Origin of the sequence: Pseudomonas sp. D47 (assembly GCF_045447305.1) — a bacterium.
Lineage (GTDB): Bacteria > Pseudomonadota > Gammaproteobacteria > Pseudomonadales > Pseudomonadaceae > Aquipseudomonas.
Genome location: NZ_JBJGXU010000003.1, coordinates 65,526 through 86,300 on the forward strand (window position 1 = coordinate 65,526; position 20,775 = coordinate 86,300).

15 protein-coding genes and 1 other RNA gene are annotated in these 20,775 nt (G+C 60.3%); 12 read left to right on the forward strand and 4 right to left on the reverse strand.

Translation table 11 applies throughout. The annotated features are described in order from the left end of the window. The first annotated feature begins 39 nt into the window (after window positions 1-39). The 10 genes from ACI77I_RS04165 to ACI77I_RS04210 all read left to right on the forward strand — a co-directional run bounded on the left by ACI77I_RS04165 (window position 40) and on the right by ACI77I_RS04210 (window position 14,514). Entirely contained in the window at window positions 40-699 is a 660-nt protein-coding gene (locus ACI77I_RS04165) for a GntR family transcriptional regulator (protein WP_094949582.1), read from the forward strand. A gap of 2 nt (window positions 700-701) precedes the next feature. Beyond that, window positions 702-4,190, forward strand: coding sequence for a chromosome segregation protein SMC (gene smc, locus ACI77I_RS04170; RefSeq protein ID WP_094949583.1), 3,489 nt, complete (start codon window positions 702-704; stop codon window positions 4,188-4,190). Between the two features lie 306 nt (window positions 4,191-4,496). Continuing rightward, entirely contained in the window at window positions 4,497-5,360 is an 864-nt protein-coding gene (gene zipA, locus ACI77I_RS04175; RefSeq protein WP_242151847.1) for a cell division protein ZipA, read from the forward strand. Between the two features lie 87 nt (window positions 5,361-5,447). Continuing rightward, window positions 5,448-7,814 carry an NAD-dependent DNA ligase LigA gene (gene ligA / locus ACI77I_RS04180; RefSeq protein WP_406997006.1) on the forward strand — a complete coding sequence of 789 codons (2,367 nt, stop codon included), beginning with the start codon at window positions 5,448-5,450 and terminating at the stop codon, window positions 7,812-7,814. Window positions 7,815-7,947: 133 nt separating this feature from the next. Next, window positions 7,948-9,114, forward strand: coding sequence for a putative zinc-binding metallopeptidase (locus tag ACI77I_RS04185; RefSeq protein ID WP_263273786.1), 1,167 nt, complete (start codon window positions 7,948-7,950; stop codon window positions 9,112-9,114). A 145-nt stretch (window positions 9,115-9,259) separates the two neighbouring features. Continuing rightward, window positions 9,260-9,356: signal recognition particle sRNA small type (gene ffs, locus ACI77I_RS04190), an RNA gene on the forward strand. A gap of 222 nt (window positions 9,357-9,578) precedes the next feature. Further along, window positions 9,579-11,540 (forward strand): hypothetical protein, encoded by a 1,962-nt coding sequence (locus tag ACI77I_RS04195; protein WP_406997007.1) that lies wholly within the window; start codon window positions 9,579-9,581, stop codon window positions 11,538-11,540. A 177-nt stretch (window positions 11,541-11,717) separates the two neighbouring features. Then, entirely contained in the window at window positions 11,718-12,719 is a 1,002-nt protein-coding gene (locus ACI77I_RS04200) for an N-acetylmuramidase family protein (protein ID WP_406997008.1), read from the forward strand. 156 nt (window positions 12,720-12,875) lie between these two features. Then, on the forward strand, window positions 12,876-13,922 hold the full coding sequence (locus ACI77I_RS04205) for an N-acetylmuramidase family protein (RefSeq protein WP_242151833.1): 1,047 nt from the start codon (window positions 12,876-12,878) through the stop codon (window positions 13,920-13,922). Between the two features lies 1 nt (window position 13,923). Then, a complete protein-coding gene (locus ACI77I_RS04210) occupies window positions 13,924-14,514 on the forward strand; it encodes a hypothetical protein (protein ID WP_406997009.1) in 591 nt (196 codons plus the stop codon). Window positions 14,515-14,571: 57 nt separating this feature from the next. On the opposite strand, the gene ACI77I_RS04215 is transcribed toward ACI77I_RS04210, so the two are convergent. Further along, window positions 14,572-15,474, reverse strand: a complete 903-nt coding sequence (locus tag ACI77I_RS04215; RefSeq protein ID WP_406997010.1) for a DUF2167 domain-containing protein — start codon at window positions 15,472-15,474, stop codon at window positions 14,572-14,574. Between the two features lie 60 nt (window positions 15,475-15,534). Next, window positions 15,535-16,398, reverse strand: a complete 864-nt coding sequence (locus tag ACI77I_RS04220) for a LysR family transcriptional regulator (protein WP_406990966.1) — start codon at window positions 16,396-16,398, stop codon at window positions 15,535-15,537. A gap of 102 nt (window positions 16,399-16,500) precedes the next feature. On the opposite strand from ACI77I_RS04220, the gene ACI77I_RS04225 reads away from it, so the two are divergent. Beyond that, entirely contained in the window at window positions 16,501-17,460 is a 960-nt protein-coding gene (locus ACI77I_RS04225) for a DMT family transporter (protein ID WP_242151828.1), read from the forward strand. Here ACI77I_RS04225 and ACI77I_RS04230 read toward each other — a convergent pair. Together ACI77I_RS04230 and ACI77I_RS04235 are read right to left on the reverse strand one after the other, a co-directional pair. Continuing rightward, complete coding sequence (locus tag ACI77I_RS04230; RefSeq protein ID WP_242151825.1) at window positions 17,374-17,745, reverse strand: VOC family protein; 372 nt, start codon at window positions 17,743-17,745, stop codon at window positions 17,374-17,376. The two genes, ACI77I_RS04225 and ACI77I_RS04230, sit on opposite strands and share 87 nt — an antisense overlap. 54 nt (window positions 17,746-17,799) lie before the next feature. Next, complete coding sequence (locus ACI77I_RS04235; protein ID WP_094949595.1) at window positions 17,800-18,561, reverse strand: ABC transporter substrate-binding protein; 762 nt, start codon at window positions 18,559-18,561, stop codon at window positions 17,800-17,802. A 133-nt stretch (window positions 18,562-18,694) separates the two neighbouring features. Between ACI77I_RS04235 and dnaX the strand changes: the two genes are divergently transcribed. After that, window positions 18,695-20,767, forward strand: coding sequence for a DNA polymerase III subunit gamma/tau (dnaX, locus tag ACI77I_RS04240; RefSeq protein ID WP_406997011.1), 2,073 nt, complete (start codon window positions 18,695-18,697; stop codon window positions 20,765-20,767). The last annotated feature ends 8 nt before the right edge of the window (window positions 20,768-20,775 follow it).

Below are 20,775 nucleotides of genomic sequence, written 5' to 3' on the forward strand. Positions count from 1 at the left end.
TGCCGCGCTTGTATAGATAGAAGATTCTGAAGGGAAAACATGACGTTCAAGGCGCCGGACAGTCTCGCCGAGCAAATTGCTCACCACCTCGCCGAACGTATCATTCGCGGCGATCTCAAGCCTGGGGAACGGATCCAGGAACAGAAAGTCACGCTGGCATTGAATGTCAGCCGTGGTTCCGTGCGTGAAGCCTTATTGATCCTCGAACGCCGCCACCTGATCGCGATTCTGCCGCGCCGTGGCGCCCATGTGACCGAGCTGACCGCGCACAAGGTGCAGAGCCTGTGCACGTTGATGGGCGAGTTGTACATCCTGCTCGGTAACGCCGTTGCCGACGGCTGGCAGACCCAGGCCGACATGGCGCCGTTCCTGCAGATCCAGCAGCGCTTGATCGCCAGTTTCGAACGCCAGGACATCCGCGCCTTCGTCGAAGAAAGCTTCAACGTGATGCGCGCCGCTTACCCTTTCGCGAATAACCCGTATTTGCAGGAAACCGTCGAGAACCTGCAGCCGGCGATGAACCGTGCCTATTACCTGGCGCTGGATCAACGCAAGGCCGAGATGAGCGAGTACCTGGCGCTGTTCGCGCAGCTGCTCGCCGCCGTGCTGGCGCGTGACCTGGTGCAGATTCGCCAGGTACTGTCGGCCTATGGCCAGCGCAGTTGCTCGCTGGTGATTGCTGCGTTGGCGGACGCCTAAGCGTGCGGCTCAAGTGCATCAAACTGGCGGGGTTCAAATCCTTCGTCGACCCCACCACGGTGAACTTCCCCAGTAACATGGCGGCAGTGGTGGGGCCCAATGGCTGCGGCAAGTCGAACATCATCGACGCCGTACGCTGGGTGATGGGCGAGAGCTCGGCAAAAAACCTGCGCGGCGAGTCGATGACCGACGTCATCTTCAACGGCTCCACCAGCCGCAAGCCCGTGAGCCAGGCCAGTATCGAGCTGGTGTTCGACAACTCCGACGGCACGCTGGTCGGCGAGTACGCGGCCTACGCGGAAATTTCCATTCGCCGCAAAGTGACGCGTGACAGCCAAAACAGTTATTTCCTCAATGGCACCAAGTGCCGCCGTCGCGACATCACCGATATCTTCCTTGGCACAGGGTTAGGCCCGCGCAGCTACTCGATCATTGAGCAGGGCATGATCTCCAAGCTGATCGAAGCCAAGCCCGAAGACCTGCGTAACTTTATCGAAGAAGCCGCCGGCATCTCCAAGTACAAGGAGCGCCGCCGCGAGACCGAAAACCGTATCCGCCGCACCCACGAAAACCTTGCCCGCCTGACCGACCTGCGCGAAGAGCTGGAGCGTCAACTTGAACGTCTGCACCGCCAGGCCCAGGCCGCCGAGAAGTATCAGGAATACAAAGGCGAAGAACGCCAGCTCAAGGCGCAACTCTCGGCCCTGCGTTGGCAGGCGCTGAATGATCAGGTCGGCCAGCGCGAAGCGATCATCGGCACCCAGGAAATCAGCTTTGAAGCGCTGGTGGCCGAACAGCGCAATGCCGACGCCAGCATTGAGCGCCTGCGTGACGGCCATCATGACTTGTCCGAGCGCTTCAACTTGGTGCAGGGGCGCTTCTATTCGGTGGGCGGCGATATTGCCCGGGTCGAGCAGAGCATCCAGCACGGCCAGCAGCGCCTGCGCCAGTTGCAGGATGATTTGAAGGAAGCCGAACGCGCGCGCCTGGAGACCGAGTCGCACCTGGGCCACGACCGCACCTTGCTGCTGACCCTCGGCGAAGAGCTGGACATGCTCACCCCCGAGCAGGAAGTCACCAACGCCGCCGCCGAAGAAGCCGCCGCCGCCCTGGAAGAATCCGAAACCACCATGCACGGCTGGCAGGAGCAGTGGGACGCTTTCAACCTGCAATCCGCCGAGCCACGCCGCCAGGCTGAGGTGCAGCAGTCGCGCATCCAGCAGTTGGAAACCAGCATGGAACGCCTGGCTGAACGTCAGCGCCGTCTGCAGGAAGAGCGCGTATTGCTCGCCGCCGACCCGGAAGACGCAGCGATCATGCAGCTGAGCGAGCAACTGGCTGAAAGCGAAATGACCCTGGAAGAGCTCGAAGCCAGTGAAGAACAGCAAGTGGAGCGCCTGGAGCAATTGCGTCAGCAACTGCAACAGGCGAGCCAGGGGCAGCAGCAGGCCCAGGGCGATTTGCAGCGGTTGAACGGGCGCTTGGCGTCCCTTGAAGCCTTGCAGCAAGCCGCGTTGGACCCGGGCACCGGCACGGCTGAGTGGCTGCGCGACCAACATCTGGCCGAGCGCCCACGCCTGGCCGAAGGCTTGAAGGTTGAGGCCGGTTGGGAGCTGGCGGTGGAAACCGTGTTAGGCGCCGACCTGCAGGCCGTGCTGGTCGATGATTTTGGCGGCTTTGACCTGGCCGGCTTTACTCAGGGCGATCTGCGTTTGCTCAGCCCGGCGGCCGATGGCACTCGGGTGCCGGGCAGTTTGCTCGACAAAGTTGACGCGGCGATTGATCTGTCGCCGTGGTTGGGCCACGTCAAACCGGTGGATTCCCTGGAACAGGCCCTGGCTCAACGCGGTCAGCTGGCGGCCGGCGAAAGCCTGATCAGCCGAGATGGCTACTGGGTTGGCCGGCACTTTTTGCGCGTGCGCCGTGCCAGCGAAGCGGAAAGCGGCGTATTGGCGCGTGGCCAGGAAATCGTCAGCCTGATTGCCGAGCGTGAAGAACGCGAAGCGACCCTGGAAAGCCTGGAAACCGAACTGCAAACCCTGCGCGCCACCCAGCGCCAGCAAGAGACCGGCCGCGAACACCTGCGCCGTCTGTTGCAGGACGAAGCGCGCCAGCAAGGCGAACTCAAAGCCCAGCTGTCGGCGAGCAAGGCCAAGGTCGAGCAACTGTCCCTGCGCCGCACCCGCCTCGACGAAGAAGTGGCGGAGATGGGTGAGCAGCGCGCTCTGGAACACGAACAAATCGGCGAAGCGCGCCTGCAATTGCAGGAAGCGCTCGACAGCATGGCGCTCGACACCGAGCAGCGCGAACTGCTGCTGGCCCAGCGCGACAGCCTGCGCGAACGCCTCGACCGCGTGCGCCAGGAAGCCCGCCAGCACAAGGACCATGCCCACCAACTGGCAGTGCGCCTCGGCTCGCTGCAAGCTCAGCACACGTCCACGCGCCAAGCCCTTGAGCGCTTGGAGATGCAGTCCGAGCGCCTCACCGAAAAGCGCGAGCAACTGAGCCTCAACCTGGAGGAGGGCGAAGCGCCGCTGGAAGAGTTGCGGCTCAAGCTTGAAGAGTTGCTCGACAAGCGCATGACCGTCGACGAAGAACTCAAGACCGCGCAGATCGCCCTGGAAGATGCCGACCGTGAACTGCGTGATGCAGAAAAACGCCGGACCCAGGCCGAACAACAATCCCAGTTGATTCGCGGCCAGCTCGAACAACAGCGCATGGAATGGCAAGCCCTGACCGTGCGCCGCAAGACCCTGCAAGACCAGTTGCTGGAAGACGGCTATGACCTGCACGGCGTGCTCAATACGCTGACCGCCCAGGCCAACGAGAAAGACGCCGAAGAAGAACTTGAGCGCATTGCTGCACGTATCCAACGGCTCGGCGCGATCAACCTCGCCGCCATCGATGAGTACCAGCAGCAGTCCGAGCGTAAACGTTATCTGGATGCCCAGAACGCCGACTTGGTGGAAGCCCTGGACACCCTGGAAAACGTGATCCGCAAGATCGACAAGGAAACCCGTAATCGATTCAAAGATACCTTTGATCAGATTAATGGCGGTTTACAGGCGTTATTCCCGAAAGTTTTTGGTGGTGGCAGCGCTTACTTGGAACTGACGGGCGAAGATCTACTCGATACAGGGGTAACGATCATGGCGCGGCCTCCAGGTAAGAAGAACAGCACCATCCATTTGCTGTCTGGCGGCGAGAAGGCACTGACGGCATTGGCCCTGGTATTTGCGATCTTCAAGTTGAACCCCGCACCGTTTTGCATGCTCGACGAAGTTGACGCCCCGCTGGATGACGCTAACGTTGGACGCTACGCTCGGTTGGTTAAAGAGATGTCCCAGACGGTGCAGTTCATCTATATCACCCACAACAAGATCGCCATGGAAATGGCTGATCAGCTGATGGGTGTCACGATGCACGAACCGGGTTGTTCGCGTTTGGTGGCGGTGGATGTCGAAGAAGCGATGGCGATGGTCGACGCCTAGCAGCAGGTTGTGAGCGCAAAGCTGCAAGTGAGTTGGCTTTGAGCTTGAGGCTTGTAGCTTAGGGCTCGTAGCTCACAGTTGGCACCTGCTGTAGGAGATTGCCTATGTTGTCGAAAAGATGGCAGATCCACACATTTCGCGCCAACTGTGTAAAGTTATCTTAGGTCGTGCTAGTTTATTGTCAATTCCTCGTATACGTGGGCAAAACGTCAGTCAGAACATAGAGTTGGCGCCACGTTTTAAAGCGGTTTGCACGGTGCTAAACCCCTTATTTTTCAGCATTTTTTTATAGAGGCACGGGATTACATGGAAATCGGTCTGCGCGAGTGGCTGATCGTCATCGGCATTATTGTCATTGCCGGTATTCTTTTTGATGGCTGGCGCCGCATGCGCGGTGGCAAGGGCAAGCTCAAATTCCGTCTGGACCGTAACCTGTCCAACCTGCCCGACGATGACGGCAGCGCCGAGTTGCTGGGGCCGCCTCGTGTGCTGGATACCCATAAAGAGCCGCAACTGGACGAACACGACTTGCCGTCGATGAGCGCGCCGGTGCGTGAAGCCCGTGAACCCTCGTCCAAACGTGGCAAGCGCGGTAGCGCTGCGGTGGCCGAGCCGCATCAAGGCGACCTGAACCTGGGCGTCGATGACGGCCCGAGCTTCAGCAGCCGTGATGACGACTTTCCCGATGAAACCCCGACTAAGAGCGCGCCGCGCCAATCGGTCAACGATCAGCCGGCCGCCGAAGAAGTCTTGGTGATCAGTGTGATCTGCCGCGACGCCGCCGGTTTCAAAGGCCCGGCTCTGTTGCAGAACATCCTGGAAAGCGGCCTGCGGTTTGGCGAGATGGATATTTTCCACCGCCACGAAAGCATGGCCGGTAACGGTGAAGTGCTGTTCTCCATGGCCAACGCGGTCAAGCCGGGCACCTTCGATCTGGACGATATCGACCTGTTCAGCACCCCGGCCGTGAGCTTCTTCCTCGGCCTGCCAGGCCCGCGTCACCCGAAACAAGCGTTCGACGTGATGGTGGCCGCGGCCCGCAAGCTGTCGCAGGAATTGAACGGCGAGCTCAAGGACGACCAACGCAGCGTCCTGACTGCCCAGACCATCGAACACTACCGTCAGCGCATCGTTGAGTTCGAACGTCGCGCCCTGACACAAAAACGCTGAGGCTTGGTCTTCAGCGTTGTCAGTAGAATAAGCGCATTAACATATTGAGCAGCTTCGGCTGCTCTTTTGCTTTCTGAGAGAACACCCATGACCGCCGCCCATACCCGCATCCTCCAATTGCGCGCTGAACTGGATCAGCACAACTACCGCTACCACGTCCTCGACGAGCCGAGCATTCCGGACGCCGAGTACGACAGGCTGTTCCATGAGCTCAAAGCCCTCGAAGCCGAGCACCCGGAGTTGGTAACGCGTGATTCACCGACGCAGCGGGTTGGCAGTGCGGCGCTGTCGGCGTTCACTCAGGTGAAGCACGAAATTCCGATGCTCAGCCTGGGCAACGCGTTTGATGAAACCACCCTGCTCGAATTTGATCGCCGGGTGACCGAAGGGCTCGACCTGCCGGTGGGCGATCTGTTTGGCGGTGGCGCGGTGGTGGAGTACAGCTGCGAGCCCAAGCTGGATGGCCTGGCGGTCAGCCTGTTGTATCAAGACGGCGAACTGGTGCGTGGCGCCACGCGTGGCGACGGCACCACCGGTGAGGACATCAGCGTCAACGTGCGCACGGTGCGCAATATCCCGCTGAAGCTGCACGGCACGGGCTGGCCTGCGACCCTGGAAGTGCGCGGCGAAGTGTTCATGTCCAAGGCCGGTTTCGAGCGGCTGAACGCCTCGCAGCTGGAAGTCGGCGGCAAGACCTTTGCCAACCCACGTAACGCCGCCGCCGGCAGCTTGCGCCAGTTGGATTCGAAGATTACCGCCAGTCGCCCGCTGGAATTCTGCTGCTATGGCATTGGCCAGGTAACGGCGGATATCAGCGATACCCATATCGGCAACTTGAAGCAGTTGCAGCAGTGGGGCATGCCGATCAGCCACGAGTTGAAGCTGGCCAAGGGCATTCAGGAATGCCTGGACTACTACCGCGATATCGGCGAACGGCGTAATAGCCTGGGTTATGAAATCGACGGCGTGGTGTTCAAGGTCAACAGCATTGCCTTCCAGCGTGAACTGGGCTTTCGCGCCCGCGAACCGCGCTGGGCCATTGCGCATAAATTCCCGGCCATGGAAGAGCTGACCGAACTGCTCGACGTGGAATTCCAGGTCGGCCGTACCGGCGCCGTAACGCCGGTGGCGCGCCTCAAGCCGGTCAAGGTCGCCGGTGTGACGGTGTCTAACGCCACCTTGCACAACATGGACGAAGTCGCGCGCCTGGGCCTGATGATCGGCGACACGGTGATCATCCGCCGTGCCGGTGATGTGATTCCGCAGGTGGTGTCGGTGGTCACCGAGCGCCGCCCAGAAGACGCTCGCGCGGTGCAGATCCCCGAGCGCTGCCCGGTGTGCGGTTCCCATGTGGAGCGCACGCAACTGGTCAAGCGCAGCAAGGGCAAGGAAACCGTCAGCGAAGGCGCGGTGTACCGCTGCGTCGGGCGTCTGGCCTGTGGTGCGCAACTCAAGCAGGCGATTATTCACTTCGTCTCGCGCCGTGCCATGGACATCGACGGCTTGGGCGACAAGACCATTGAGCAGTTGGTGGATGAAAAGCTCATCGGCTCGCCGGCGGATCTCTACACGCTCAAGTACGAGCAGATCATCGACCTGGAAGGCTTCGCCGACATTTCCAGCAAGAAGCTGATCACCGCCATCGAAAACAGCAAGACCCCGACCCTGGCGCGCTTTATCTACGCCCTGGGCATTCCGGACGTGGGCGAGGAGACCGCCAAGGTGCTGGCACGCTCCCTGGCGTCCCTGGACCGCGTGCAGAAGGCCTTGCCTGAAGTGCTGACGTACTTGCCGGACGTGGGTTTGGAAGTGGCACACGAGATTCACAGCTTCTTCGAAGACAGCCATAACCAAGAGGTGATTGGCGCGCTGTTGTCGCCGGATGAATGCGCGCTGCAATTGCAGGATCAGGGCGACCTGAGCGCCGAGTTCGCTGCCAGCACCACCTTGGGCGGCCTGCTCGACAAGCTGCACGTGCCCAGCGTCGGGCCGGGTGCCGCGCAGAAACTCGCGGACAAGTTCGGTTCCCTGGAAGGCGTGATCAAGGCCGACTGGCTGGACATGCGCCAGGCGCTGCCTGAGAAGCAGGCCAAGGCGGTGCGCGATTTCTTCGATAACCCCGACAACGCCAACCACGCCCTGGCCATCGAGCAGCAGCTTAAGGACTTCGGCATGCACTGGCAGAGCGAGAAGAAGGTCGTCGAAGGCTTGCCGGAAGCCGGGCATACCTGGGTGCTGACCGGCTCCCTGGAACTGATGAGCCGCGATGTGGCCAAGGACAAGCTCGAAAGCCTGGGCGCCAAGGTGGCGGGTTCGGTGTCGGCGAAAACCCATTGCGTGGTGGCCGGGCCGGGCGCGGGTTCTAAACTGGCGAAGGCCACCGAGTTGGGGCTCAAGGTCCTCGACGAAGAAGCGTTCGTCGCGTTCCTGGCCCAGCACAACATCACCGTCTGACGGCGCGCGTGGGCAGAGAGCTTAGTGTGGCGAGCGGGCTTGCCCCGCGTTGGGCTGCGCAGCAGCCCCATCACACGTTGAACGATTGCGGGCGGAATATGATCTAGTCTTGGTCACCCAGGGAGAGATCGCCATGTTCCGCTACTTCGAGCAACTCAGTTCGCGCATCGCCGCACCGTTCATGGCCGAGTCTTCGCGCAACAGCAAGGTGTGGCAATGCCGTTGCGGCCAAGCCCTGTTCTTTCGCAACAGCCAGTGCCTGGCCTGCCAGGCGCTGCTGGGCTACCAGCCACAACAGAGCCGATTATCGTCCCTGCAACCTGGGCCGGTCGCCGACACCTGGCTGGCGGACGACAACCTCGCTGCCGGCGCCTTCCGTCGCTGTGCCAACCTCGACACCCCGGCAGCCTGCAATTGGCTGATTCCGGCCCATAGCACCGCGCCGCTGTGCGTGGCCTGCAGCCTCAATCGCACCATCCCCGACCTGTCCGTCCCGGAAAACCCCGATCGCTGGCGCAAAGTCGAAACCGCCAAGCGCCGGCTGGTGGCGCAACTGATCAGCCTGGGCCTGCAAGTGGTGCCCAAAAGCGTTGACGAAGACACTGGCCTGGCCTTCGACTTCGTCGGCATTGACCTTGAGGGCAACGCGCCCACCACTGGGCATGCCAACGGCTTGATCACCCTCGACATCAAGGAAGCCGATGACGCCCACCGCGAAAAAATCCGTGTGCAAATGCGCGAACCCTACCGCACCTTGCTGGGGCATTTTCGGCATGAAGTTGGGCATTACTACTGGGACCGGCTAATTGCCAATAGCCATTGGCTTGAGCCCTTTCGCAACCTGTTCGGCGACGAACGCGCCAGTTATGCCGAGGCGCTCGAGCGCCACTACCAGAACGGCCCGCGCCCGGATTGGCAGCAAACCTGTGTCAGCGCCTACGCCACCATGCACCCGTGGGAAGACTGGGCCGAAACCTGGGCCCACTACCTGCACATGATGGACGCCGTCGACACTGCCCTGGGCTTTGGCATGAGCGCCCGCGAGATGGACCTGGATTACCAGCCGTTTCCCCTCAGCACCCTTTACGATCCCGAACACCCCGGTGGCGCGGCGTTCCTGTCATTCGTCAATGCGTGGATCGAACTGGCCGGCATGCTCAACGAGCTGTCGCGCAGCATGGGCCAGCCGGATTTCTATCCCTTTGTGTTGCCGCCGGCGGTGATTGCCAAGCTGCACTTCATTCACTTGGTGATCCAGGAAGAGGGCGGCAGGGCGGATGAGGTATTACAGGCCCAGTGATCAAAATGTGGGAGGGGTGACATTCAAGGCTATGGCAAGTGCTTGAGCCCCTTCATATTTTAATCCGGCATCAACGGTTGTAACTTCCGATCAGATCGGTACAATGGCGCGGCTTGCCGAGAGGCTAGCGTCGTTATGGTGACCCCATCGGTCCCCCCGCAACGATTACCCGTGAACCTGGTCAGAGCCGGAAGGCAGCAGCCACAGCGGGAACATTGTGTGCCGGGGTGTGGCTGGTGGGGTTGCCTCCATAACGCTCTCCTTGCAGATCCCCCTATTCCATTTCTTATAGTTTTTGCCGGCATTCACTGCCTGCGAATCGATTTGTGCTGTGCGCTCCAGAACGATCACCTGCGCTGAAGGGTGGCATACTTCGGGCTCGGTCTCTGAAACGACGTATGCGTCAGATGAAAATCTCTAAATGAATGAAGCCTGGCCCCGTCTTCACTGGCTTTCGAGGATGTATGCACCCTGAACATTTTGATTTAGCCAGCCCCGTTTTCCTGCCCATCACTGTTGAAACCGCCAAGGAGGTGCTGGAAGCCGCTGATGCAAAAGCCCTCGTCACCCTGACCGACCCCGAGTTGGCAGCGCTGCTGGTCATCCAGAACCTGGCGCAAGTGGCTGAAACAGAGCTTACCGCGCAGGCTGCCGAGAAGGTGCTGGCTAAACTGATTGGCTGGGCTGTCGACAACCGCAAGGCCGGGGGTGAAGGTTTACAGTCAGAAGCACGGCGTCTGTTCGACCCGCGCAAGGTGTACTTCGGCCTGGAAGTGGTCAAGAAGTTGAAGCTGCGTTTTCTGCTGTCGGACGAAGTCCTGGCGCAGGAGTATCTGTTGCCTGATGGCAAGTGGGACGCGCAGTACAAGCTGCGACACCTTCAGGGAAACAACCCGTTCAGTCAGCAAATGGTCACGCCCAGGCATCGCGAGCGCTGGTTGAGCGCCGAGCAAGACAAACTGGTCAGAACCTTTCGTGCCAACCTGGACGAGAACCTGCATGTGCAAGGCTATGCAGGGATCGGCAAGAGCCACGTGCTGGTTGCCTTGATGGAACATCTACAGCCGGCCAAGACATTGCTGCTGGCGCGTACAGAGGAAAAGTTGGAAACGCTGCGCCGGCGCATGGTGACGCCGTCTGAGAAGCGAGCGGGCCAGACGTTCGAAGGCTTTGCGAGAACCCTGTTGTACGGTCCAAGGCCACAACCGGCGAAGGCGCCGTTGAGGGGGCCGAGCAGGGAAGCGCTGGCGCAGGAACTGACTATCCTGGGGTTTCGTCACCTCGATGCACCCGCCGCCTTGGAGGTTTGCCTCAAGGTGCTCGAGTGCTATTGCCGCTCCCGGGATTACAGCCTGTCGGAGCGCCACCTGCCGTTTTTCAAACTGCCTCTGACCGGCGTCGATATCAGGGTGCTGCTTGAGTATGCGAGCCGAGTGTGGCGCTACCTTGAAGCGAACCCGCTGTGGAGCAGCCAGACGGGGTTTGAAGCGTTGCTGATGATAAAGCGCGCAAGTTTGGCGGGTTATGTGGTGCCCCCTCGTTATACGCACGTACTGATTGACGAGAGCCAGGATGTTCCCGAGTCGCTGTTGCACATCATCGAGGGTGGCCGCCAAGTGCTGATCACCCTTGGCGATCAGTATCAGCAGACGCGTGGGGGCCTGCCCAACCGAACGCGTGATGTTCGACAAAGTAATATCAGCTACTCCGTGCGCTCAGGCCGCAATGTCGAGCAACTGGTCAATCCGTTGATTTACCGGCACTCGCAAAATATCAAGGTGCCCTTCGAAGGGGCCCGTGACGCTGACGTCGGGATTGAGTTTTACCCGATAGGCTTCGTGCCACCACTCGGTTGTGTGGTCCTGACTGCGTCCAAATGGGACATGATGAAGTGGGCCCTGCAACTGCACGATGCCCAGTGTGCGTTCAGTTTTGCGCAGCCACGGGCGCATCGGGATCTGGTCTATTTCATGACCACCGCCATCGAGTTGTTCAAGTCGGACTTCTACAGCCCAGGCCAGAGCACCCAGGGCGTGCACGCCTACTTCAGCGACCTGCCAGACTGGAAACAGGTGCGTGAGGCCAACCAATTCGATGAGTCGTTTCTGTGGGTTGAAGCCAAGTTGGAAAGCGGCTTCAAAGTAGCCGATCTGACCCAATTGAACAGGATGATTGGCCCGCCCGGCCAGAGCTGCTTGCTGATGCTGGCAGAGGAGGCCGGGGGGATGGAGTTTGACCAGGTTCTGCTGACCACCGAACTGCTCACCAACGTGAAATTCAAGAATGCTTATGCGCTGGACGAGCGGATCTGTGCGGTGTACATCGCCATTTCTCGTGCCAAGCAGCAGCTTTATCTTCCTTACGATGTGGTTGAGTGGATTGAGTACCAAAGCCAACAGCAGTACCGCGAAACCCTTGGTTTTTGAGTCCTACAAAGCCAATACGTTGTGGAAACCTTGGCGCTTTTCACAACGTTCAATCTCATTGCTGGACAACGCCGAGCCACCTGCTAGCGTCAGTCATGCGTATTTTTTAAAAATGACTGTGATGCTGGAGTAGTAAAGAAGTGATGGCACTCACTTTCCTTAACAAGGATGATTGCCATGCCCAGCCTCCAAGCTTTACCCAGTCTTATCAGTGCTTCCGTTGGCACGCCAGGCAAGGCCCGCAATGTGCCTGCTGATGTTCAAAACATTCAACGCCTGTTTAATCTGATCACGCCCCAATCCGCTTCGCGGTTAGTGGAGGACGGCAAGTGCGGCCCCTTGTTGGTCCAGCGCATCAGCGAATATCAGTTAAATCGTATCAAGGTTGCCAAACCCGACGGGGTGATTGACCCGGCAGGCCGAACGTTCAACAGCTTGGTTGAGGATGCGCGCAAGGCGAGTCTTGATACCCAAACCAGTGAAACGCCCGCTGCCAAGGTTAATCAGGGCCTTGAGCGCACCTCGGCGCCGATCCAAGCTGTTCCAGACAAACAGCAGTTGGTAACGCAGGCCACGTGCGATGGTGGCGTGAACCTGACTGACGCTGACTATCAGAACGCTGCCACTCAGTTGGGTGGGGCTATTGCTGTGAATATCATCAAGGCTTTCGCCAGCGTTGAGTCCGGTGGGCGTTCCGGGTTCGGGCCAGCGGGAATGCCGATGATCGCGTATGAGCGGCACATCTTTCACAAGTACACCAAGAATAAATACGACAGGAGCCATCCCCATTTGTCGGCCCCTTATCTGACCAAGGCCGACATGCAATGGCGGACCAATAACAAGGACCAGGCGACAGCATGGCGGACACTGGCCGATGCGTTTAAGTTGGATCAGCAGGCGGCGCTGATGTCGGCCTCCTATGGCATGTTTCAGATCATGGGTTTCAACTATGCCGCTTGTGGTTACAAGAACGTGTTCGATTTTGTCACCGCGATGAAGCTCAATGCCAGCCAGCAATTGAAGGCGTTCGTCGGGTTTTGCAGCAAGAACCCGGCCTTGTTCAAAGCCATGAAGAGTAAGGACTTTGCTGGCATGGCCAGCAACTACAATGGGAGCGACTATGGCGATTACGACAAGCGAATCCAAAAAGCTTTTGAGGCGTTTGAACGAAAAAAATAGCCGCGCATGCTGGCTGTCTCACAGCGCTCGACACCCCTACTGGACAACTTAAAAGCATCTTGTTAGCGTGCGCCGGCCACTTGTTTCAAGGTGTAACAAGTGTGCTGGCTTGATATTGAAGTGCCATCACTTCTTTAACTAACAAGGATGTCTGTGATGAAAAGCCTGCAAGGGTTGCCCCGTCTTATCAGTGCATCGGTAGGCGCGCCCGGGAAAGCGCGCAACTTGCCTGCCGATGTTCAGTGCATCCAGTATTTATTCAATTTGATCATTCCCAAGATGGGCTTTACGCTCGCCGAAAACGGCAAGTGCGACGGCCAGTTGGTGCAATGCATCAGCCAATATCAGTTTCGCCATCTCAAGTACGCGCACCCCGATGGGGTGATCGACCCCACGGGTCGGACCTTCAACAGCCTGATCGAAGAAGCGGTGAAGGTGCCGGTGAAAGCCTTCCCGACGATGCGCATCCCGAGCTTTCTCAACGTGTTCGGCAATAACAATGGCGACGCCGTGCAGGCCACGGTCAATGTGTACCTGGACCGCATGCGCGCGATGGTCGAGGCCGAGCGGCGTAACCGGCAATTGATGCTCCAGGCCACGTGTGACGGGGGGATGACGCTCACCGAGAGCGACTTCCAGAACGCTGCCACGCAGTTGGGCAGCGGTATTTCGGTGAATATCATCAAGGCCTTCGCGACCGTGGAATCCGGCGGGCGCTCCGGTTTCGGGCCGGCCAAGTTGCCGGTGATCGCTTTTGAAGGGCACCTGTTTCGCAAATACACCAAGCATATCTACGACCAAGCGCACCCGTTGCTGTCCTACCCTTACGTGAAAAAGGCCGGCCCGCAGTGGCAGGCGAATAACAAGGATCAGACCAAGGCGTGGGAAACCATGGCCACCGCGTTTGCCCTTGACCAGGAAGCGGCGTTGATGTCGGCGTCCTGGGGTATGTTTCAAATCATGGGGTTCAACTACACCTCCTGTGGTTACAAGACGGTGTTTGAGTTCGCGGCGGCATTAAAGATTAATGCCGGTAATCAACTAAAGGCTTTCCTCGGTTTTTGCAGCAAAAGCCCGGCGTTGATAAAGGCCATGAAAGACAAAGACTATGTCGCCATGGCGCGTAACTATAACGGCAAGGATTACGGCGACTATGACAGCCGTATCAAAAAGGCCTACGAAGCACTGGAAGGGAAGAAATAAGATGACCCGTTTTTTAGCGATTGGTGTGTTGTCGTTATGTGCCGTGGCGCCCGTGTTTGCCGACGCCACCGCGTTGCACTCGGGTAAGTACGAAGGGTTGATGCTGGCGGTCACGCCGCAGCATCAGGTCGAAGGTTATTACGCCGAAGAGCTGGGCGAGGGCGTGACTCGCAGCTGCGCGTTCTACCTGCAAGGCCCGCCCGAAGCGCTCACCACCTGGCTCGATGAGGCTTACCCCGGCAGCGTCGCGCCTTCCTCCGACGGCGTGATCCTGACCGTGGAGCAGGGCCGTCAGCATCCGGGCTGCCTGAGCGTGCTGATGCCGGAAATCGCCAACGGCCTGGACCTGACTCAAACCGCCAGCAACCCATGGATCGGCCTGGTGACGGTGACTGCCGAAAAGGCCTCCCTGCTGGAAAAGCCTGGCGAGACTGCGGGCAAACACCCGTACATCGTCAAGGATGATGTGGTCGGGGTGCTGGCCTTCAAGGATGGCTGGGCTCAGGTTGAGTTCACCAATGCCAAGGACCATACGTTTACCGGCTGGATCAGCCAGGATCAATACAGTCGCTTGTCTGCACCAAAAAACTGAGCCAACCCTTTACGCCGCAACGTGTCATGCACGTTGCGGCGTTTTTATATCCGGGGTTCAGGCCTTGTTGCGGTTGAACAGCTTGCGAATCACAGCGAGCAGCGCCACCACGCCGATCACCAGAAACTTCTTCGCCGCCAGCAGGAATATGCCGATCTTGGCAAACAACCCGGCCTTGGCCGCTATCCCGCCCGCGACCAAAGCCGCCAGACCGTAAGTGGCAAGTTTGTCGGTCTTCGGGTTGAAGTCCGTGTACAGGTTGCCATCGGTAAAGTTGGTAAAGGCCAAGACCTTGGGCATTTCCTGCTGGATGGTGGCCAGGTCGGCCATGGCGGCGACGGCGTTGAGTTCCAACACGCCTTCACGGCCCAGCACGCGGATGCTGTAGTTGAGGGTGGTCTGCTGGGCGTCGTCGGCCTTAAGCTCGCGTGCCCAATACATCTTGTGAGTGGTGTCGTCGTAGCGCGGGGGCTCGGCCCAGCCGAGCAGGTGCAGGCCCGCGTAGCCTTGTTTCTGGCGCTGTTTGTTGTCTTCTTCGTCTTCTTCCTGCATTTGCTGGAGCAGTTCGGCGTAGTCGATTTTCGCCGCGTCCTCGTCGGAAACGTGCCCGTCAGCCTTATAGCTGACGATCACACCCCAGCCGCGTTCCGACAACGGGCTGACGGCTTTTGGCACGATCATGCCCAAGGTCTTGAAGCCGGGCGGGTTACCCCAACCATCGGTCAGCAAGCGCTCGGTGTCGGCGGGGTCGAGGTAGTAGAACTCATTGTTGAGCTTGAGGGTTGCAATGCCACTGGGCAGCGTGACTGTGCCGGTCTTCTGCTTGAGAGAGGCGAGGAAGTGTTCGGCCGTTTCGGCGGGTGCGCTGGCTTCTTCGGGCACAGGCGTGGGGGCAGCCAAAGCGGGTATGACAGACAGGCTCAGCGCGGCGGCCGCCATCAACGTGCGGAGGTAATTCATGGTAGTCCCTTACATTTTGAATTAATTTCGCGGGAGAATATCTGAAATTCGCTGCGTGAGTTAGCCAAACGTCTCGCGCAGCAGCCCGGCAAACGCATCCCGTGCCAAGTGCCGCTGGGTGTCCTTGTGCCAGAACAGCAGGTTATCCACGGCCTGCAGTTCCTCAAATCGATAAGATGCCAACTGATTCGCCTGCTCATAGCGGGCCAGGATGCCTTCCGGCGCCAACGCTACGCCAATCCCGGCGCTGACGCAGCCGATGATCGTGCCCCAGCTGGCATAGCTGGCGATGCTTGGCTTGAAGTCATGGGGCTTGACCCAGTTTTCCAGCGCCGCGCGATAGGGGCAGCCGGGCGGCCAGACCAGCAACGTGCGCCCGGCCAGGTCTTCGGCGTTGTTGATCGGTGCACTGGACGCGCTGGCGATCAGCACCAGGCGTTCGCTGTAGACCACGCTGTGTTCGAGTTTGGCGCGTTTGCCACCCGAGGCCACCAGCGCCACGTCGAGGCGGTGATGTTGCAAGTCGTCCAGCAGTTGCGCCCAGGCGCCGGTGACCAGTTCGAGCGAGACGTCCGGGTAACGCCGATGGTATTCCGCCAGCAGCGGCGGCAGGCGGCCGCTGGCGCTGGACTCGACGGCGCCGATGCGCAAGGTGCCACGGGGAATGGCGTTGGCGTCCACGGCGCGTTTGGATTCGTCCACCAGCGCCAGGATGCGTTCGCAATAATCCAGGAAGATCTCACCGGCGGCACTGATCACCAGCCCGCGGCCCGCACGAATAAACAGCGGCGTGCCCAACTCACTTTCCAACTGCTTGATCCGCGTGGTGATGTTGGACGGCACGCAATGCAAGTGCAGGGCGGCCTGGGCCACGCTGCCGGTTTGCGCCACGGCTCGCACCATTTTCAGTTGGGCCAGTTCCATTGCTCAGTTCCAGTGATTTCAGAAGTCAGAAACGCTTAATTGTCCTGCGCCGTGCCCGGGCCAAGACTGACGGCATTCCTTCTCAGTTGCCGGACGCCGTCGATGAATACCCCGTCACCCGTAAAGCTTACGCTAGTCATCGCCAGCGTCATCCTCTGTTGGGCCTATTCGCCGATTGGCGTGCACATGGGCTTGCACAGCTACAGCCCCGGCCAACTGGCGCTGCTGCGGTTTCTGATTGCGTCGGTATTCATGGGCGGCGTGGCCTTGGTGGTGGGCATCGGCCGGCCGCGCTGGCGGGACATGCCGTGGCTACTGGTGCTGGGTTTCTTCGGCGTTTTTTTACACCACACCAGCCTCAATTACGGGCAGCAGTGGGTGACGGCGGCGGCGTCGAGTGTGCTGGCGCAGTCGGCGCCGCTGTTCAGCGTATTAATCGCGTTTTTCTGCTTGAAGGAGCAGGTCAGTGCCTGGCGTTGGGGTTGTGTGTTGCTGGGCCTGCTCGGCGTGTTGGTGGTGATCTGGGGCGATCATGGCGTGGCGGATATGGACCCGCGCGGTCTGCTGATTCTGGTGGCGGCAGTGTCGTGGAGCCTGTACTTCGTGATCCAGAAACACTACGCCCATCGCTATAGCCCGCTGACCATGGCGTGTTACATGGTGTGGGCGGGCACGCTGATGCTGTGTGTGAACCTGCCAGGCTTGCCAGCCGCCGTAGCGCGGGCACCGCTGCCGGAAAACCTGTCGGTGTTGGTGCTCGGTATCTTTCCCAGCGCCTTGGCGTATGTGGCCTGGGGGTATGTGTTGAAGCATGTCGAGGTCAGCCGCGCATCGGTGGCGATGTACCTGATTCCGCCAGTGGCGATGGTGATGGCTGCGACACTGTTGGGTGAGCACATTGCCGTGCAGGTGATGCTCGGCGGTGTGATGGTGCTGGCCAGCGTCGCGGCCATCAGCCTGGAAGGCCGTTGGCGGTCAATCGCTCAGGCTGAACGCGCGCAGCCGGTGGCCGTCGAGGTCCTGGGCGACAAAGGTGTAGCCGAAATCCACAGGGGCCGGTGACTGAATAATCGTCGCGCCGCATGCTGCCCATTGATCATGCAGCGCATCGACACCAGCCTGGTCTGGCAGTGAGAAGCCCACTTCGCTACCGCCGCCGGTCATTTGCGCCGCCGGCTCCACGGTGTGCCGCGACCACAGCCCCAGCTTCACGCCGTTGTCGAGGATGAACAGGGCAAACGTCGGGTTGAGCTCCACCGGCGGCTTGCCCAGCAGGCGGCTGTAGAAGTTGGCGCTGGTGGCCGGGCTGTCGACATACAGCAGGAAGTAGTGGGCGACGGTGTTCATGCAGGCTCCTTGAGAACAGGCGGTTAAGTGCGCCCAGTCTATAAGGCGGTGCTGTCAGTTCTTGTCAGGAGTCGGCAGGGGTTGCGGATCTTCCCCGGTGTAAAGCTTGATGATGTCATCGATTTCGCCGGACATTTTCATCCGCAACAGCGTGCGCAAGATCCGCTGCACCGGCACGTTCGGGTCATTGCGCACGATGCAGCCCAGGCTTTGCTCGTCGATCACTGCAACCTTGTGCAGCCGCTTATCCTGGGGCATCTTCAGGTTGAAGCGGTCCAATATCCATTCGTTGATCACCGCGTATTCGAAACGCCCGGCCACCAGCTTGTGCAGCACCAGCTCTTCGCTGCGCGAGTCGTCGCGGGTCAGTTGGCCTTGGGCGAAGAGGGGGGCGAGGGCGGCGTAGTGGTAATTGAGCACGGTGCCGATTGGCTGAGGGGCCAGCAAGGTGACCTCTACTGGCTGCTCACGAGCGCTGACCAGCACATTACGCAGCACCATCAGCGGCACGCTCCAGGTGTAATCACCGGACAGGTTGTCGACCCAGGCCTGGGCGACATAACAGCGCACATCAATGTCGCCGTGCTCCATGGCATTGGCGATCCGCGCGCGGGCCAGGACGTGGAACTCGGCCGGGCGTTCGACCTGAGTGGCCAGGCTTAACATCACGTCATACAAAATGCCCTGGGTCGGCCGGTTGTCCTCAATCTGGGCCATGGGCATCCCCCAGCTGTCGGAAACCGAGAAGCGCAACGGCGCGGGTGCCGCGAGGCTGGCAAGGGAAATCATCCATAAGGCGCCCAGGACTACGCGCATACACTCTCCGGGTTCAGGCCTTTGTGGGGCCATTCAGGCAAGCTTAGTCAGATTAGACGAGCGTGCCGGATGCAATTTCCCCCTTGCTCCGCTAGCATTACCGGCTTCCGCTTCCCAGTTGCGACGGTTTTCGATGAGTTATCAGGTTCTTGCACGTAAATGGCGTCCGCGCTCGTTCCGCGAAATGGTCGGCCAGACCCATGTGCTCAAGGCTCTGATCAATGCCTTGGACAGCCAACGGCTGCACCACGCCTACCTGTTCACCGGTACTCGGGGGGTGGGCAAGACCACCATTGCACGCATCATCGCCAAATGCCTGAACTGTGAAACCGGCATCACCTCCACGCCTTGCGGCACCTGTTCGGTGTGCCGGGAAATCGATGAAGGGCGTTTCGTCGACCTGATCGAGATCGACGCCGCCAGCCGCACCAAGGTCGAAGACACCCGCGAGCTGCTCGACAACGTGCAGTACGCGCCGAGCCGTGGCCGCTTCAAGGTCTACCTGATCGACGAAGTGCACATGCTCTCCAGCCATTCCTTCAACGCCTTGTTGAAAACCCTGGAAGAGCCGCCGCCCTACGTCAAATTCATCCTGGCCACCACTGATCCGCAGAAACTTCCTGCAACGATTTTGTCGCGGTGCCTGCAGTTCTCCCTGAAAAACATGACCCCCGAGCGTGTGGTCGAGCATTTGACCCACGTGCTGGGTGTCGAGAACGTGCCGTTCGAAGACGACGCCCTGTGGTTGCTCGGCCGCGCTGCCGATGGTTCGATGCGCGATGCCATGAGCCTCACCGACCAAGCCATCGCCTTTGGTGAAGGCAAGGTCATGGCCGCCGATGTGCGCGCCATGCTCGGCACCCTCGACCACGGGCAAGTCTTCGACGTGCTGCACGCGCTGATCGAAGGCGACGCCAAGGCGTTGCTCGAGGCCGTGCGCCACTTGTCGGAGCAAGGCCCGGACTGGAACGGCGTGCTCTCGGAAATTCTCAATGTGCTGCACCGCGTCGCCATCGCCCAGGCCTTGCCTGAGGGTGTCGACAACGGCCATGGCGACCGCGATCGCGTATTGGCGTTGGCCCAGGCATTGCCGGCCGAAGACGTGCAGTTCTACTACCAAATGGGCCTGATCGGTCGCAGGGACTTGCCCCTGGCACCGGACCCGCGCGGTGGCTTTGAAATGGTCCTGCTGCGAATGCTGGCGTTCCGGCCGGCTGATACGGCAGACGCACCGAGACAGCCGCTAAAGCCAGTGGGGATCAGCCAGGCCACAGTTGATTCCGCCAAACCAGTGGCTGGCGCGGCGGTGGTTGCGCCAGTAGTGGCTGCGCCTGCGCCGGTTGCGCCTGAGCCTGAGCCGCCCGAGCCCGAGCCCGAGCCTGTAGCTGTCGCGCCTGTGGTCGCACCGGAACCGGTGATCGAGCCCGAGCCCGAGCCGGCTGCGGTGGTCGATTTGCCGTGGAACGAGCCTGTAGAGGCTGAAGCCGAACTGCAGCCTTTCGTTGAACCGGTGCTTGAGACAGCCGGTGAACAGCCCGACTTGACGCCAATGCCAACGCCGACGCCGGACAGTGTGGTGCCCGCCGCGCCCGAGTGGGTGTCCGCCCCAGTGCCGGAGCCGACCGTTGCCCAAGTCGAAGCCGCCACCCCAGGTATTGACCTCGACGACGAGCCGCCGCTGGACGAAGACTACATCGAGCCGGACATAGATTCGGCCTACAGCTACCTGGACGACCTGGCCAGCGAGCACACCGCTGAACCGGCGCCTGAGCCCGAAGCCGAACCCGCTGCGGCCCCGGCCACCGGCCTGGCGTTGCAGTGGCTGGAGTTGTTCCCGAAACTGCCGATCTCCGGCATGACCGGCAGCATCGCGGCCAACTGCACCTTGATCGCCATCGAAGGCGACCACTGGCTGTTGCACCTGGACCCGGCTCACAGCGCACTGTTCAACGCGACCCAGCAGCGCCGGCTCAACGACGCGCTGAACCAGTACCATGAGCGCACGCTGACCGTCGCCATCGAGTTGATCAAGCCTGAGCAGGAAACCCCGGCCCAGGCCGCGTCACGCCGACGCATCAACCGCCAGCGTGATGCTGAGAACTCGATCCAGGCGGATCCGCTTATCCAGCAAATGATGCAACAGTTCGGTGCGGTCGTCCGTCACGATACTATTGAACCTGTCGAAGCCCCGGTGGCAGCGTCATAACACCGGGC

Excerpts from the sequence above, each read along its gene's own strand:
- ACI77I_RS04165 (WP_094949582.1), top strand. The coding sequence starts at position 40 with ATGACGTTCAAGGCGCCGGACAGTCTCGCCGAGCAAATTGCTCACCAC.
- zipA (WP_242151847.1), top strand. The coding sequence starts at position 4,497 with ATGGAAATCGGTCTGCGCGAGTGGCTGATCGTCATCGGCATTATTGTC.
- ligA (WP_406997006.1), top strand. The coding sequence starts at position 5,448 with ATGACCGCCGCCCATACCCGCATCCTCCAATTGCGCGCTGAACTGGAT.
- ACI77I_RS04185 (WP_263273786.1), top strand. The coding sequence starts at position 7,948 with ATGTTCCGCTACTTCGAGCAACTCAGTTCGCGCATCGCCGCACCGTTC.
- ACI77I_RS04195 (WP_406997007.1), top strand. The coding sequence starts at position 9,579 with ATGCACCCTGAACATTTTGATTTAGCCAGCCCCGTTTTCCTGCCCATC.
- ACI77I_RS04200 (WP_406997008.1), top strand. The coding sequence starts at position 11,718 with ATGCCCAGCCTCCAAGCTTTACCCAGTCTTATCAGTGCTTCCGTTGGC.
- ACI77I_RS04205 (WP_242151833.1), top strand. The coding sequence starts at position 12,876 with ATGAAAAGCCTGCAAGGGTTGCCCCGTCTTATCAGTGCATCGGTAGGC.
- ACI77I_RS04210 (WP_406997009.1), top strand. The coding sequence starts at position 13,924 with ATGACCCGTTTTTTAGCGATTGGTGTGTTGTCGTTATGTGCCGTGGCG.
- ACI77I_RS04215 (WP_406997010.1), bottom strand. The coding sequence starts at position 15,474 with ATGAATTACCTCCGCACGTTGATGGCGGCCGCCGCGCTGAGCCTGTCT.
- ACI77I_RS04220 (WP_406990966.1), bottom strand. The coding sequence starts at position 16,398 with ATGGAACTGGCCCAACTGAAAATGGTGCGAGCCGTGGCGCAAACCGGC.
- ACI77I_RS04225 (WP_242151828.1), top strand. The coding sequence starts at position 16,501 with ATGAATACCCCGTCACCCGTAAAGCTTACGCTAGTCATCGCCAGCGTC.
- ACI77I_RS04230 (WP_242151825.1), bottom strand. The coding sequence starts at position 17,745 with ATGAACACCGTCGCCCACTACTTCCTGCTGTATGTCGACAGCCCGGCC.
- ACI77I_RS04235 (WP_094949595.1), bottom strand. The coding sequence starts at position 18,561 with ATGCGCGTAGTCCTGGGCGCCTTATGGATGATTTCCCTTGCCAGCCTC.
- dnaX (WP_406997011.1), top strand. The coding sequence starts at position 18,695 with ATGAGTTATCAGGTTCTTGCACGTAAATGGCGTCCGCGCTCGTTCCGC.